A 16159-nucleotide genomic window follows, 5' to 3' on the forward strand; every position below is an offset into this window, starting at 1 on the left:
AACCTAAAATTGAAAGGTTCTAAAATCGTGCATTTAATTTAATATTAAAAACACGAGTGGTCATATAATTTGGAATCCCATATTGTGTTTTTGTATAGACATCTCGAACCCACGTATTAGTTATGGCATTTTGATTATTAAAAATATTAAAAACCTCTAATCCAATAGCGAGTTCTTGAAAATGATTAGCCCATTTCTTATAGGATTTAGTACTATTTTTATCTACTAAAAGTTTAGAAAACCCTACATCGGCACGACGGTAATCTCTCAACCTATTTTGATATAAATAAGGATCTGCATAAGACGGTGATCCTCCAGGCAAACCGGTATTATATACCAAATTGAGATACAATTTCACACTCGGAATATTGGGCATATAATCTTGAAAAAGCATGGCAAATTTTAGCCGTTGGTCGGTAGGACGAGCAATAAAGCCTTTCCCATTAGTATTTTCCTCTGTTTTCAAATACCCAAAACTGATCCAAGATTCCGTTCCGGGGACAAACTCACCATTCCATCTTAGATCAATTCCTTTGGCATACCCTTTTGCCTCATTATTTGCAGCATATCGAATCCTCACATTATCGATGGTATAGGTATTTACATCCGTTAACGATTTATAATAAAGCTCCGAAACCAATTTAAAAGGACGATTCCACAAAGTAAACATATAATCATTTGCTACAACCAAGTGTATTGATTGCTGTGCCTTTACATTCGGCTGTACCGCGCCTTCATGATCCCGAAGTTCACGATAAGAAGGCGGTTGATGATAAAACCCTCCTGATAATCGAAACAACAAATTGGCCTCGACAGCAGGCTTGTAAGTCAATTGCACTCTTGGACTCACTGTAATCAATTGCTTTCCAGAAACAGCGCCTCCACTAACCTGCCAACTTTGGGTTCTTATCCCCACATTACTCCATACTAAACCGTTTCCTACATTCGCTTTACAACTCCATTGTACATACCCAGAAAATCGATTTATCGAATTAAAATTTATAGCGCGTACCGCTTGATAAGGCACTAATGGTCCTTTATAAACGGCATAAGGCTCGTCTTTTAGCGGAAAAACAAGTGGTCTATTTATTGAAAACCCTGCAGAATCAATTACTTCCCATTCGCTTATTCGATCACGAATAGACTCTCTAGTATATTTAACGCCCCATTCTACACTATTTTTATTCCAGTCATGCAGTCCTTTTAGCTCAATTGTAGCTATTAAAGCATCCAAATCATTTCTGGCATGATTTAATTGAGAACCTATCCCACGAGAAAAAGTTACTTCCCCGAGGTTTTCGGAGCCAATAGTAGCATCCACTTCGCCTAACCGGTATTCAGCCAAAATATCAAAATGCTCCTTTTCTAAAGTATGAAAAACCGATGCTATAAGTTTGTAAATATTGCTTTCAGAAGAAGAAAAAATTGTTTTTAAAGCTCCAAAATAAGTGCGATATTGATCTTTTTCTTGACCTTTATAAAAAATCAGTAAAGCTTTGGGATCATTAATGGTCCCAAAATTTGTCTTCCGAGTTAAAGGCTCATAATTATAATTGTTTTGAGATACATTTCCTAAAAAACTCCACTTCCATTTAGACGAAGCCTGAAAATTAACAGCCGTTTGCGCATCAATAAATGAGGGGGTGAAATTAGTTTGTGTTTCCTGACTATTAACTAACAAGCTATTATTGCGATAGCGTAACCCTGTAACTGCAGTCCATCGTTTGTCTTTCGAAATCAAATCTAAAGAAGCACTTCCCCCTAAAAAACTAGCTTCCATGGTAGCACCAAACTGCGTGGGAATTCTATAAGTGATATCTAAAACAGAAGATAATTTATCACCAAATTTTGATTGAAATCCTCCAGCAGAAAAGTCTATATTTTGAATTAAGTCGGTATTTGTAAAACTCAACCCTTCTTGTTGTCCAGAACGAATTAAAAAAGGGCGATATACTTCCACTTCATTTACATAAACTAAATTCTCATCGTAATTTCCGCCTCTAACGGCGTATTGAGTACTCAATTCATTATTAGAATTTACGCCAGCCAAAGATTTTAAGACATTTTCAATCCCGGGATTAGCCCCCGGAATGTTTTTTATAGTAGCAGCATCCATCGTCAAGATACCTTGTATTCGTTTTTTATTGTTTGCTGTAACAATCACCTCTCCCATCTGCTCTTCTTTATCATTTAAAACCATATTAAAATCAACCACCTCTTTAGGTTGAATCGTCAAAAATAAAGTCGCCTTTTTGAAAGAAAGATGGCTAAAAACTATCGTTAGCTTTTGATTTGAAGGAATCGAGATAGAATAAAAGCCTTTTGAATTTGATAGAGATGTCAGTCCTTGCACAGTTATAGTAACATCACTTATAGGATTATTAGTGGCATCGTAAATATACCCTTGTAACTTGCCTTTTTGACAAAAAACAGGAGATACTAAAAAGAGAAAAACAAGAAATAGTAGATGAAATTTTTTCAAATAGCAAGTTATTTAAGGATTTGACTTCTAAAAAAACGAGTCTCAAAGGTAGTAGAATTTCCCATTTGATCTACTACAACCACTTTGAGTATATTAGCTCCTTCTGCAACTATTCCATCACTAAAGTCATGGGTGAGTTGTCGGGTTTTGTTATCATACTCCATCAATATCCATTGGTCATTCAAAAAAGCATTGTAGGATTTAATACCAGATAAAGCATCATAAATAGAAAGTTTCAATTCTTTTTGAGAAGTAATCCATTTTCCTTCAATAGGTTTTGCAATAGTAATCACTGGATTTACATTATCCAAAACAAGCCCATATTTGCCTAAGGTTTTGACTCTGGCAGAAAATATATTTTCCTTTACAACTGTTGGATTATAGGAAATACGCCCGCCTTCAATCCTTCCCAAGAACATCTTTTCTTTTTCGAATGTGGTATGCGTTGAATCTTGCACTTGAATAGTAAAATTAGCATGTACCGGAACCGTATCATCATGTAAAGTAAGCACTTTATTAGCTACAGCGAAATTTAACTCAAAATCATTATAAAAAGTATTGGCTGGAAAAGTAACCGTCCAATTTTCTTTTTCAAAAATGTATTCTTTTTGGGCTTTGATAAAATAATTCGCAGGAGTCGCTTCTTTGGGAATCACCCCTGACTTTACATCATAAATTATAGGAATGGAGATTATTGTTTTATTTTTAAAAAAATCAGCCACCTCAATGCGATAAGTCCCAGTCAAATTAGGCACAACCGAAATTATTCCATTACTGGCATCGGTTTTCACAATACTCAAATCAAATGGTGCTGTTCGAAACAAGCGTTGTATGCGTTGTTGCGATTTTTTATACTTAGCATAATCTATCAACACATTGATATAACGCATTTCATCAAACGAATAAGTTCCAAATTGATAGGCATACGTGGGCGTTCCGTTGTAAAATGCTTGTACTTCAAAAATGCCATTTTTATTAAATGAAACATCATCCATGTCGGTAGCCACAATTCCAAAACCAATTCTTCCATTAGCCATAACGGGATCAGCCAAATAAGTACCGTCTTTTTGTAAGATCAAATTAATAGGAATGGGACGTAAGGACTGATTTACGATTGTTTTGTCATCTAAAGGGTAGGCATAAACGGCAGTAACTTGTGGTTTTTTGGAATCCTTTAATAAAGTATCAAAACCAAAAAACAAGGCATTAATCACAAATTCGGTTTGAGAATCTCTAATTTCAAAATGAAGGTGAGGTCCCTCAGAAGCACCCGTATTTCCTGATAATGCGATAAGTTGCCCTTTCGTAATTGGCACTTCATTAGGACGTAAAAAAATCTCTACTTCAAACGATTTTTCATCATACTGCCTTTTTTTAATCAATTCCTGAATAGTACCCACTGCTTTCTGCAAATGGGCATAAACTGTAGTAAATCCGTTAGGGTGGGTAATGTAAATTGTTTTTCCGTTCCCAAAGGTTGATATTTTAATTCGAGAAATGTAGCCCTCTGCAGCGGCATAAACGGGTAGCCCTTCTCGCTGTTGCGTCTTGTAATCCCATCCTGCGTGAAAATGATTGGGACGCAATTCACCAAAATTTCCAAATAATTGCATCGGAATATCTAAGGGAGCTCTAAAATAATCTTTAGGATATTGATTTTGCGCTGTCAGCGTAATTCCTAAAAACAGTAAAAAACAATAAAACTTCATTTTAATCTTTTTGCTAAGGTAACCAAAACTCTTAAAATTAAAAAAAAAGAATAAAAGAATAAATAAATCACTGACTATCAGCTCACTAAATATTTTAGCACAAAAAAACAAATAAAATATTGCAATACTAAAAAGGAATACTAACTTTGTAAGATTAAGAAATGAATTGGTTATAAAATGAGTGTAATTGCAGAAATAATTGATACTCTTGAAAATAAGATTGTAAAACTTTTTTCTAAACTAAAAATTATAGAAAAAAACAATCTAGAATTGCAAGATAAATTAAGTGATGCAACACAAATCATATCCCAACAATCTGTAGAGATTGAAATGCTGAAAAAGCAGTATGAAGCACTCAAAATAGCCAATGCATTATTAGGCAGTGACAACAATAAAAGAGATACAAAGCTTAAAATAAATTCATTAATTCGTGAAATTGATTACTGTATAGCCCAGCTATCAGATTAAAAAATGGAAGAAAAGCTTAAAATAAAAATATCAATTGCAGATAGAGTTTACCCGTTAACGGTAGATCCATCACAAGAAGAAGGACTGAGAAGTGCTTCCAAAAAAATTGATATGATGATTAAGCAGTTTGAAGAAAATTATGCCGTTAGAGATAAGCAAGATGTTTTAGCCATGTGTGCTTTACAATTTGCCTCTCAAGTGGAACAAAAACAGATTGACAATGCAATTAATGGCAATGAAACCATCGATAGATTGCAAAAAATCAATGCTGTTTTAGATCAATATCTCGATTAACGTTCATACAAAAGATTTAAGATACTGCCTACATTAGTTCTTATTTGATAAACTCAACACTAACAATTTAGAATGAGCGAATCATCGTTACTATAGCAAGCCAATTCAGTTTGGAAGCTTGAACAACGAGTTAGCTCAAAACTTGTCTTTTCGAGTTTATACAATCCCACTAATGTAGGTTTTTTTATACATATAATTTAAACACAAATGGATAGCACATTATTAATAATTGTTTCAGGAATAATAGGTATTGCGGTTGGTTTTGGTATTGCCAAAATCATTGAAAAAAGTAACATTTCTAATTTAATTAAGAATGCCAAAAAAGAAGCCTCCTCAATTTTAAAAGACGCCAACTTAGAAGCTGAAAACATTAAAAAAGATAAGATTCTTCAGGCAAAGGAAAAATTCATTGAATTAAAATCAGAGCACGAACAAGTAATTTTAGCAAGAGACAAAAAGGTAGCCGAAGTTGAAAAAAGAGTTCGTGACAAAGAATCACAAATTTCAAATGAATTGTCAAAAGCCAAAAAAGTAAATGACGAATTCGAAGCCAAAAAATCAGAATTTCAAACTAAAATTGAATCGCTTGATAAAAAACAATTAGAAGTTGAAAAATTACATAAAAGTCAGTTACAACAACTAGAGGTTATCTCGGGCTTATCTGCCGATGAAGCAAAAGAACAATTGGTGGAGGGATTAAAAGCTGAAGCAAAATCAAAAGCCATGTCTCATATTCAAGATACTATTGAAGAGGCAAAACTTACTGCACAACAAGAAGCTAAAAAAATAATCATTAACACCATTCAGCGTGTAGGTACTGAGGAAGCCGTGGAAAACTGCGTTTCGGTATTCAACATTGAATCTGATGATGTTAAAGGAAGAATTATTGGACGAGAAGGTAGAAACATCCGAGCGCTTGAGGCCGCAACAGGTGTAGAAATTATTGTGGATGACACCCCAGAAGCTATTATTCTGTCTTGTTTTGATCCTGTTCGTAGAGAAATTGCTCGTTTATCATTGCATAAATTAGTAACGGATGGACGTATTCACCCAGCAAGAATTGAGGAAGTAGTAGCCAAAACTACAAAACAAATCGATGACGAAATTATCGAAGTTGGAAAGCGTACCGTTATCGATTTAGGAATCCACGGATTACACCCTGAATTGATTAAAGTGGTAGGTAGAATGAAATACCGTTCTTCGTATGGACAAAACTTACTACAACACTCACGTGAAGTATCTAAACTCTGTGGTATCATGGCTGCCGAATTAGGTCTGAATGTTAAGCTAGCTAAAAGAGCTGGTTTACTTCATGATATTGGAAAAGTACCTGATGCTGAAAGCGATTTACCACATGCTTTACTTGGAATGCAATGGGCAGAAAAATACGGCGAGAAGGAAGAAGTTTGCAACGCCATCGGAGCACACCACGACGAAATCGAAATGAAATCGCTATTATCACCAATCATTCAGGTTTGTGATGCTATTTCAGGAGCTAGACCGGGTGCCAGAAGACAAGTATTGGATTCTTATATTCAACGTTTGAAAGATTTAGAAGAAGTAGCTTATGGCTTTACTGGAGTTAAAAATGCTTATGCTATTCAAGCTGGTAGAGAGCTTCGTGTGATCGTAGAAAGCGAAAAAGTATCCGATGACAACGCTGCAACCTTATCTTTTGAAATATCTCAAAAAATCCAAACAGAAATGACCTATCCCGGTCAAGTAAAAGTTACTGTAATTAGAGAGACAAGAGCAGTGAATATTGCTAAATAAAAATCAATTCTTTTTAAAAAGAGGGCAAAATTTAAAATTTGCCCTTTTTTTATGTCTAATGCTAATTTTTATTAGAAATCTACTATTACTAAACTAAGTTGTTGGCAATATAAATTGTCGTATTTAATTCCGACTTCGACTTACACTATTTCGCTAATAATTTACCCATCAATATTCTCGCTAAGACAGAAAGGCGCACTATTCACACTTTCTTTGCGACTTTGCGGCTTTGCGAGAAATTAATATAGAGTATGACACTATTTTATTCTAATTACTTAATTCACTATTCTTATACTCTTTTTAGCAGCGTTCTGTGAATGAATATCAGTTGTTGTAAAACTATGGTATTATTTGCCTACTGTCATCCTTTGTGCCTTCTGCAAGACTCAACCTGTAGGTCTATTAGCCTAGCATCTGCGTTTCAAGAAAGTCATGCTATGACAATTTACAACTAACTTAACCGCAAAGCGTTTGCAAAGGATAATCGCAAGGTTTGCGAAATTTTGTGCTTTGTGATAAATCTTAAACCCAGATTCCGCATTAGAAATCTACTACGACTAAATTCTTCTTCAAAACCAAGAACTTACTCCTATTTTTAAATTCAAAATACAAAAGTACTCCTTCTTCAAAAATAGTCCGTGAGCCCTTGCTTTTATTGAATAATTCAGTCTCGCTACGAAGTCTAATGCGGATTCTGGGTTAAAGATTTTGATATCGTTTTTGCAAACAAAATACCCCTTAACGAACCAGCATCAAGGGGTATAGTATAAAAATATTACGATAGCAGTTACAGTACTTAAATTTCTAAAAAAAATCAGTAATTATAGTACTAACTCTGAAATTCAATTTACTTAGAAAGAGAGAAAGTCACTCCTGCTACTAAAAACTGATGATTCAAAAAACCAAGATTTTCTCTGGCATCAGTGGCGTTGTAGGTATAGTTTAACCAAATTGGCATTACGATACTTTCTGATAATTTCACTTCCTTAGTTACTTTACAACCTAGATTCACAAAAGAAGGCTTGTCATAATCTCCTGCATTATAATATTGTGCTTTATTGTTCCAAACCACTCCTAAAACCGGAGCTATAGTAATTCCTAAAGGCGCCTCATAGTTGTACCCCACTTCTGTATAGGTGGTATAATTTTGCTTTCCTTTGGCATCAAATTCATCTTTGTATCTATAATCATTACCCGCCAAAAACGTACTTGTAGTAACCCAAAGTGGCAACCCATGCTCAGAGAAATCAAACATTAACATCAAATCGAGAGTATTTGAACTAGTGTTTCCCCAATCAAAAAACTTGTTGGAAACCCCTTCTTGTCTATCTGTAGAAGGCCAATAATACTGTTGAGCCGAAACCGTAAGAAAATCGCTCACAGTATAATTAAGCACAATATCAATTTCTCGATAGCCTTTGGTAGTACCATTGGCATCATAATATTCTTTTTTATAATTATGCGTTCCCCAAAAGCCTACCGAAAAACGATCAGTTACATTATAATTTCCGTATAACTGCGTTACAGGGTAGTCTCCTCCCCAAGATTGTCCACGCCAAATGTATCTTGAAGCTAAATCCAGGTTTAAATCCCAAGTCCCTTTTACAGACTCTGTCTCAGCGGTAGTTGAATCTTTGGCAACCGATTGTGCCTTCACGAAACTTGACAATACAAGCATTGATAATAAAATAGTTTTTTTCATTTGGTTTGGTTTTTATTGATTTGATTAGTATTCTTAAATAGTCATTTTTTTGATTACTTCTTGAGCAGCAATTCTTCCAGTTTCTGCAGCTCCATTCATGAATCCCTGATAGTCTACGCTGCAGTGCTCTCCAGCAAAAAACATGTTTCCAATAGGAGCTGCTGTATGCAACATAGCTGTATTCCATTGCCCTGGTTTTGGGCAAGTATAACTCGCTTTTACCCAAGGATAAGTAGACCATGCCGCAAAGACATGCTTATTGGCATACGCTTTTTTAGACCCAGGAAATACTTCATCTAATTCATGAAGATATCTGCTGATTTCATTCTCTGGTAAATCCGTTTTCCAAATATGATTAGCTGGAGCATATTTATTATTGATCGCTATTTTCGAAAGGCGGATAGATTCATCACCACCAAAGAAACAGCAGTAAGCACCTTTGTTACTGGCCACACTTTTAATACTACTAGAATCCCATCCATCGTGAATATCCTTATGAAATAAGTAACCATAAAATTTGTTTTTACCCTCACGCCACGGTCTATTTTCATATCCAATGAACAATTTATTATTTTGACCATATCCTAATTCTTGTATCGAATTCTTTTTTTCAGGAGTCATTTCTGGTAAGTCCATTTTCACCTCTCTCAACATCGTGAATGGTAATGTAAGAATCACAAAGTCTGCTTCAACTTCTTTGTTATCTTTAAAAGTCAAAATGTACTTTTCATTTTTTTTAGAAATTGCAGTAAGCATTGAATTCAAGACAACAGGTTGTTGCAATTTTGCAGCAATATTTTCAATCAGCTTTGAATTTCCTTCTTTAATTCTGTATTTTTCATCACTGTCACCAAAGATTTTAAAGCCTTCAGAAGTATCCGTATCAATCATATCTAAAAAATTAATAGCAGATTGTTCTGAAGTATCCAATCCAAATTCGGCCAAATAAGCTGCCGTGAAAGCATCCTTCAGCCATTGTACACATTTTAAAGATTTAATGTACGCTGATAAAGTCATTTTATCAAAAGCCAAAGCAGCTGGAGTATCATAATCTTCACCTAGGCTTTCGGCATCTTTGAGTATTTTCGGTGCTATTTTTTTAAATTCTTTTATTATTTCTTCATCAGAAATATGTCTTCCATCAAAAAAATAGGTTTCATGAACCAATGCTGCCGCTTTAGATTCAGCATACATGTCCACTAATTCTAGATTAAATTCTTTGGCCAATGCCAACATATCTTCATGATTAGAATCGACGAAATCACCACCAAATTCTGGATGAATTCCCATTTGTAAGGCATCGTTATAATGCGTCAAAATGCGACCTCCTAAACGGAAACTTCCTTCGTAAACTGTAGCATTTATACCTGATTTACTCAACTGATACGCCGCATTCAAACCACCTATTCCGGCGCCAACGATCACTACTTTTTTATCATTTTTAAGCGGTACTTTACCATTGGAAACCTCCTCAACATTTGGCTCTGTAGCTTTTTTACAACCTATCATTGAGGTTCCAATTATACCGGTAAGTAAACCAAACTTCGCTACATCACCTACAAATTTTCGTCGGGTAACCGCATCCGCATTTTTAAACGCAATGATTTTATCTACCTCAATTTCAGGGTTCTCGTTTGAAAATTGAGCTAATTTTAAATTTGCTAAAATGTTTTTTAATACTGTTGATTTTGGATTTCTCATGGGTTGGTTTATTTGGTTAGCACTAAATTATTACACAAAGATTTACAGTGAGATCACAGAGATGAACAAAGGTTTTTTAATAAAAAATCTATAATTTCTTTAAAGATTTTGAATGATTTCTGCATTCAAATAGTTGCTTTATGTTTCCTTTACGAATCCTTTGCGAAATGTCTATTCAATAATAACAGATTTCATATTCATAAATTCTTTCATTCCTATATCAGCTAGTTCTCGACCGTAACCCGATTTTTTGATACCTCCAAAAGGAATTCTCGAATCTGAACGAACTAAGGAATTCACAAAAACATTCCCCGCTTCAATTTTTCTAGCCAATTGATAAGCATGTGCTCTATCTTCAGTCCAAATTGCAGCTGCTAAACCATAGCGATGATTATTGGCAATAGCAATGGCATCATTCTCGTCCTTAGCTCTTATAATTGTTGCCAGTGGTCCAAAGGTTTCTTCTTGAAACGCGATATTATTGGCGTCAACAAAATCAATCAAAGTAGGTTGAAAATTACAATGATCACGCTCTCCTCCTACTAGAATTTTTGCTCCTTGTTTTAAAGAATGTTCCAATTGGTAGCTTAATTTTTCAGCCAAATCTATTCGCGCCAAAGGCCCCATGTTAATTCCGTTTTGCAATGGATTTCCTTGTTGTAATGCAGCAATTTTTTGCGCAAAAAGGGCAGCGAATTTGTCCGCTACTTTCTCTGTAACAATAAATCGTTTGGCACAAATACACGCTTGTCCAGCATTGAGCATTCTAGATTGAGTAGCAACTGTTGCTGCCTTTTCCAAATCGGCATCATTCAAAACGATAAATGCATCCGATCCTCCTAATTCCAATACCGATTTTTTAATATGCTTACCCGCCAATGCAGCTACTGATGCACCAGCCATTTCACTACCTGTTAATGTAATTCCAGAAACAATATCGGAAGCAATTACACTTTCTACTTGAGGAATATCAATATTTATTTGTTGAAAAACCCCTTCAGGAAAACCCGCTTCTAAAAATGCCTTTTCAATGGCTTTGGCACAACCAATTACATTTGGGGCATGTTTTAATAAGGTAACATTCCCCGCCATAATTGCTGGAGCTGCATAACGCAATACTTGCCAAAAAGGATAATTCCAAGGCATGATTGCAAAAACAGCACCCGAAGGATCGTATACCGACATACTTTTGAAAGGGGTATCATAATATTCGTCTTTCAACATTCGTTCAGCATTTTCAGCGTAATAGTCACAGTTCCCTGCTGATTTTTCAACTTCCGCAATACCTTCGTTAAGAATTTTACCCATTTCGTTAGAAATAAGCAATCCTAATGCTTCTTTTTTAGAGCGAAGAATATGGGCTAGTTTTTTCATTTTATCTGCTCTTTCTTGAAAAGAAGTAGTACGCCAATTCTTAAAAGCAGTTTCAGATATTTTAATTTTTTGAGTCAATTGCGCATCAGTTAATACCTCGTGCTCTGCTATTACTGCTTGTGTATACGGATTTATTGATTTGAATATCATTTTTTTAAGTTTCTAAGTTACTAAGAACCTAAGTTTATAAGTTTATTTTTAGAAAGTGAGAATTTTAGATTATAAGCGTATGTTTTTTTTACTCTTAAAAAACTTAGTTGCTTAGAATCTTAGAAACTCAGCATCTTCAATTTAGTACCATCCCACCGGATCAGTATCCAGATTGATGTTGACTTGTTTTACTTCCAAGTAATTTTCTATACCATACAATCCCAATTCTCTTCCTGTTCCAGATTGTTTGTAACCTCCCCAAGGCATTTCATTAAAGGTAGGATGATAGAAATTCACCCATCCAATACCGGCTCTAATTTTTGGCATCACCCTGTGTACTCTGGTAACATCTTGAGTAAACAAGCCATAGCCTAACCCATATTCTGTATCATTAGCCATAGCAATTGCTTCTTCTTCGGTTGAAAACTTTAACAATGCTACAACTGGTCCAAAAATTTCTTCTCTGGCGATGCGCATATTTGGAGTAACATTTGTAAAAATGGTGGGTTCAATAAAAAATCCTTTACTATCATCTGTATTTCCTCCAAAAGCCAATGTTGCTTCGCCTTTTCCTACTTCGATATAGGCTTTAATTTTATCAAAATGAGCTTGAGAAACTATTGGTCCCATTGTATTTTCGGCCTCACTTCCATCACCCACTTTTATATTTTTGGCTCTTTCAACAAACTGTTTTACAAACTCATCATAAATAGTGTCTTGAATCAAGATTCGAGAACCTGCTGTACAAACCTGACCACTATTGGCGAAAGCCGCAAATAATCCCCAATCTATTGCTAAATCCATTTTACAATCGTCAAAAATGACTACAGGGTTTTTTCCACCCAATTCTAAAGTGACTTTCTTAAGATTTTCGGCAGCGATTTTGCCAATGTATTTTCCTGTTGAAGTTCCTCCAGTAAATGCAATTTTATCAATTTTGGTATTGCTGATTAAAGCATTTCCCGCAATTGGACCATCTCCAGTTACGATATTGATTACTCCTTTTGGAATATCCAATTCATCAATTAATTGTGCCAAAAACAAAGCAGTAAGCGGTGTTACTTCGGAGGGTTTTAACACCACTGTATTCCCGGCCGCAAGAGCGGGAGCCAATTTCCAAGCGCACATCAAGAAAGGAAAATTCCAAGGAATGATTTGAGCACAAACCCCAATAGCCTCACGAGTCACATAACTAAAAGAATTACCCGGAACACTCATCGTTTCCCCATGTATCTTGGTTGCTAAACCTGCGTAGAACTCAAAGCAAGACGCCGCATCATCGATATCAAATTCAGCTTCACGAATGGGCTTTCCATTATTAGCTACTTCTAGTTTTACAAAAGCTTCAAAATTGTCTCTAATTTTTCCTGCAATTGCAAACAATATTTTCTGACGGTCCTGTGCTGTTTTACTCTTCCATTCCTCTCCATCAAAAGCAGCTCTTGCTGCATCTATTGCAGCATTTACATCTTCAATTTGCGCTTCTGGAACCGTTGCAATAATTGCTTTGGTCGCAGGATTAATAATAGTTCTTGTTTTTCCTGAAACAGCCTCTACAAAAGCTCCGTTGCTATACATTTTATACATAACTTGTCTTTTTATTTTATATATTTCTTAATTATCCTTCAATAACTACTAAAACAGTTCTTAATGCTTCTACAAATTCCGTCGCATTTTCTTTAGTAAAACAAAGGGGTGGTTTTATTTTTAGGATGTTGTAAAAATCACCCGTCGGGTAAACTATAATTCCATTTTTCTTCATAGCCTCACAAATCAGTAATGCTTTATGACTATCTGGGTTTCTAGACCTTTTGTCTGTTACAATATCGACTCCCAAATACATAGCATGTCCATAAACAGCGCCAACACAATCAAATTCGGGTAGCAACTTTTCGAATTCATTTTTGAGGTATTGACCTACCTCTAAAGCATGTTCTTGTAGTTTTTCGTCGGCAATAACATCCAAAACTGTATGGGCAATTTCACTAGCCACCGCATTTCCAGCGTACGTATTAAAATAGGTATATTTCTTTTTATAAGCATCTGCAATTGCTCTAGTTGTTACCACCGCCGAAATAGGATATCCATTTCCCATAGGTTTACCTAAAGTAACTATATCTGGCACGACACCTTCTTTTTCAAATCCCCAAAAATGAGTTCCCATTCGTCCGAAACCAATTTGAACTTCATCAGCAATACAAACCCCACCAGCATTTCGAACCGATTGATACACTTTCTGCAAATAGGTTTTAGGCATTTCTACACCACCACCAGAACCCAATAAAGATTCGGATATAAAAGCAGCAACACCCCGACCTTGAGATTGTATGTTTTCAATTTTGGCGGTGACATCTTGCGCATACAAATCAGCCACATTGGAAACATCTTCTCTGTATTTCCCTCTAAAAGTATTAGGTTGCATCAATGGATGTGTATAGGACCTAACACTTTTTGAAGCCGTTGGATTATCCATTAAACAACTGCTTATTTCGTCAACTGCGGTGGTATTTCCGTGGTATTCCCCATCAATAACAATGACATCTTGTTGTCCGGTATAACATCTCGCCAAACGCAAAGCCAAATCATTCGCTTCACTACCTGTACAAGCAAAAAAGACCACTTCAAGTGATTGAGGGAAATATTTCAGCAATCTTTCAGCATATTCGATATTGTTTTTATATAAAAATCGAGCATTTGTATTCAATTTTCTCAATTGATTGGTTGCTGCCTCTGTAATTTCAGTTCTGGAATGTCCAATGTGAGCTACATTATTTATGGCATCAAGATACCTTTGTCCATTTTCATCAAACAGATACTGTTTCCAGCCTCGAACCAAATTCATTGGTTTTTTATAATAATATTCTTGTGCTTGCTGAATCACGGCATCCCTTCTTATTGCCAAATTATCTTGATTCTCTTTGGCAATTTCATTGTCAATGCCCAGCAAAAAACTTGGATTTTGACATACTAAATTCCAACCTTTTACTTCGCTTGGAGAACAAAATACAGGAGCCGTTCCCGAATGATCGAGCTGAATCATAAAATGACTTGGAAAATTTTTCAAAGGACTTTCTTTTGAAACTGTTCCCAAAATTGATCCCGATTTTATCGAGGTATTTTCTTCAAATTTCGTGTCGATTCCGTAAACATTTAAATAGAATTCACCATATCTAAAAATAGATTTTCCATTAATTTCCTTTTCAAAAACCAAATTAAAAGGGGCAAAAATCACAGTTCCTTGTGGAGCAAAAACACAAACCCCCAACAAAAATGTTTCCGATTCATTCCTATTTTGACCAACAGATTTTATAATAGGTGTCAAATACTGGGTATATCCAAATCCATTTTGAAGCTGTTTTTCTATATTCATTTTGCATAAAGCATCATCAATACAAGCTCCATCATCATAAATTGGAGCAATAGGAGAAACGTCTACCAAAGGCAAACAAATCTCTTTATCCAACATAAAATCAAGATTTTTTTCTGTTTTTTGAAAAGGTGTGTAAAAACCACAGGCTTCTTGAAATAAATTTGTTGCAAATTCATTTTTCTCAGATAATAAACTTTTGAACGTATTTAGATCCACAATTGCCTGTTTACGTACATATGAATTCTCTGGCTCTAAATGTAATTGTCGAGCAGAAGCACAAACAATTAAGGCAGAACGCAACCGAATTAATGTATACAAAATTTCAACTTCCTCTTTTGTTATTGGAGCAATTTGATGGTAATTCTTGATTACTACATAAGCATCATCAAAAGGTGTTGTTGTGTCCGTCATTACTGTTTCCAATAACAAAACTGCTAATTCACCAATAGTCCAAGACCAGCAAACATCCCCAAAATCAATTAAACCCTGTACTTGATCTCCTGATTCATCAAGCAGCATATTATACCTTGTTAAATCGGCATGGATCACACTTTTTCTTAAATTTTCTAAGACACCCGATTTACTTTTACTATTAGAAAGTATTGCAACAATGGATTCTTTTGCCTCTTTATCTTCTACAAAAACGATCCAATCCTGAATCAGTTTTGCCGCAAATTGCAAATCCCATTGAATGGGACGATCTGCTGCTTCATGAGAAAAAGAAGCTAGCTTCTTGGACAAGTTTCCAGCGAATTGCCCAATATTAACCAATAATTTATCCGAATGAAAAGGCACATTTGACAACATTGTCCCTTCTAAAAATTCAAGCACACGCCACCAATGACCTTGATGAAATACCATTTCGTCACCTGAACTTAAATCAACTGTTTTGGGAATTTCATTCGAAGCTAAATGAAATAAGACTTTGTTTTGAAGATCCAACCAATTTTCTGGTGTTGCTACATTAGCAATTTTCAATACATACTTTTTTCCTTCTTTAGTTTTAACCAAAAAATTTTGATCCAAATAGCTGTCTAATGGCTTAAAAGAGCCATTAATATTCCAATGATCATTTAAAACTAAAGCAGCTTGCTCTATAGAAAAAGTTGGACAAGTTAAAGTAGTAGCTTCCACAC

At 35.2% G+C, this 16159-nt stretch carries 10 protein-coding genes and 1 other RNA gene; 4 read left to right on the forward strand and 7 right to left on the reverse strand.

The genetic code is table 11. The features are described from left to right. Positions 1 to 19 precede the first annotated feature (19 nt). Positions 20 to 2482 (reverse strand): TonB-dependent receptor, encoded by a 2463-nt coding sequence (locus ACSVH7_RS11930; protein ID WP_438066923.1) that lies wholly within the window; start codon positions 2480 to 2482, stop codon positions 20 to 22. Between the two features lie 8 nt (positions 2483 to 2490). Continuing rightward, on the reverse strand, positions 2491 to 4191 hold the full coding sequence (locus tag ACSVH7_RS11935) for a M23 family metallopeptidase (protein ID WP_438066924.1): 1701 nt from the start codon (positions 4189 to 4191) through the stop codon (positions 2491 to 2493). 177 nt (positions 4192 to 4368) lie between these two features. On the opposite strand from ACSVH7_RS11935, the gene ACSVH7_RS11940 reads away from it, so the two are divergent. The 4 genes from ACSVH7_RS11940 (at position 4369) to rny (ending at position 6726) form a co-directional block, all read left to right on the forward strand. Continuing rightward, positions 4369 to 4659, forward strand: coding sequence for a hypothetical protein (locus ACSVH7_RS11940; protein ID WP_438066925.1), 291 nt, complete (start codon positions 4369 to 4371; stop codon positions 4657 to 4659). A gap of 3 nt (positions 4660 to 4662) precedes the next feature. Next, on the forward strand, positions 4663 to 4953 hold the full coding sequence (locus ACSVH7_RS11945) for a cell division protein ZapA (RefSeq protein WP_438066926.1): 291 nt from the start codon (positions 4663 to 4665) through the stop codon (positions 4951 to 4953). Between the two features lie 51 nt (positions 4954 to 5004). After that, positions 5005 to 5111, forward strand: a non-coding RNA gene (gene ssrS, locus ACSVH7_RS11950) — 6S RNA. Positions 5112 to 5160: 49 nt separating this feature from the next. After that, entirely contained in the window at positions 5161 to 6726 is a 1566-nt protein-coding gene (rny, locus tag ACSVH7_RS11955) for a ribonuclease Y (protein ID WP_438066927.1), read from the forward strand. An 847-nt stretch (positions 6727 to 7573) separates the two neighbouring features. Here the strand turns inward: rny and ACSVH7_RS11960 are convergent. The 5 genes from ACSVH7_RS11960 to ACSVH7_RS11980 form a co-directional block, all read right to left on the reverse strand. Beyond that, a complete protein-coding gene (locus ACSVH7_RS11960; protein ID WP_438066928.1) occupies positions 7574 to 8428 on the reverse strand; it encodes a hypothetical protein in 855 nt (284 codons plus the stop codon). 33 nt (positions 8429 to 8461) lie between these two features. Continuing rightward, positions 8462 to 10129, reverse strand: a complete 1668-nt coding sequence (locus ACSVH7_RS11965; protein WP_438066929.1) for a flavin monoamine oxidase family protein — start codon at positions 10127 to 10129, stop codon at positions 8462 to 8464. Positions 10130 to 10300: 171 nt separating this feature from the next. Continuing rightward, positions 10301 to 11653 (reverse strand): NAD-dependent succinate-semialdehyde dehydrogenase, encoded by a 1353-nt coding sequence (locus ACSVH7_RS11970; protein WP_438066930.1) that lies wholly within the window; start codon positions 11651 to 11653, stop codon positions 10301 to 10303. 141 nt (positions 11654 to 11794) lie between these two features. Further along, positions 11795 to 13240 carry an aldehyde dehydrogenase family protein gene (locus tag ACSVH7_RS11975; protein ID WP_438066931.1) on the reverse strand — a complete coding sequence of 482 codons (1446 nt, stop codon included), beginning with the start codon at positions 13238 to 13240 and terminating at the stop codon, positions 11795 to 11797. A gap of 31 nt (positions 13241 to 13271) precedes the next feature. Continuing rightward, on the reverse strand, positions 13272 to 16157 hold the full coding sequence (locus ACSVH7_RS11980) for an aminotransferase class III-fold pyridoxal phosphate-dependent enzyme (RefSeq protein WP_438066932.1): 2886 nt from the start codon (positions 16155 to 16157) through the stop codon (positions 13272 to 13274). Positions 16158 to 16159: the final 2 nt, after the last annotated feature.

The organism is Flavobacterium sp. TSSA_36, assembly GCF_051547165.1.
Classification (GTDB): Bacteria; Bacteroidota; Bacteroidia; order Flavobacteriales; family Flavobacteriaceae; genus Flavobacterium.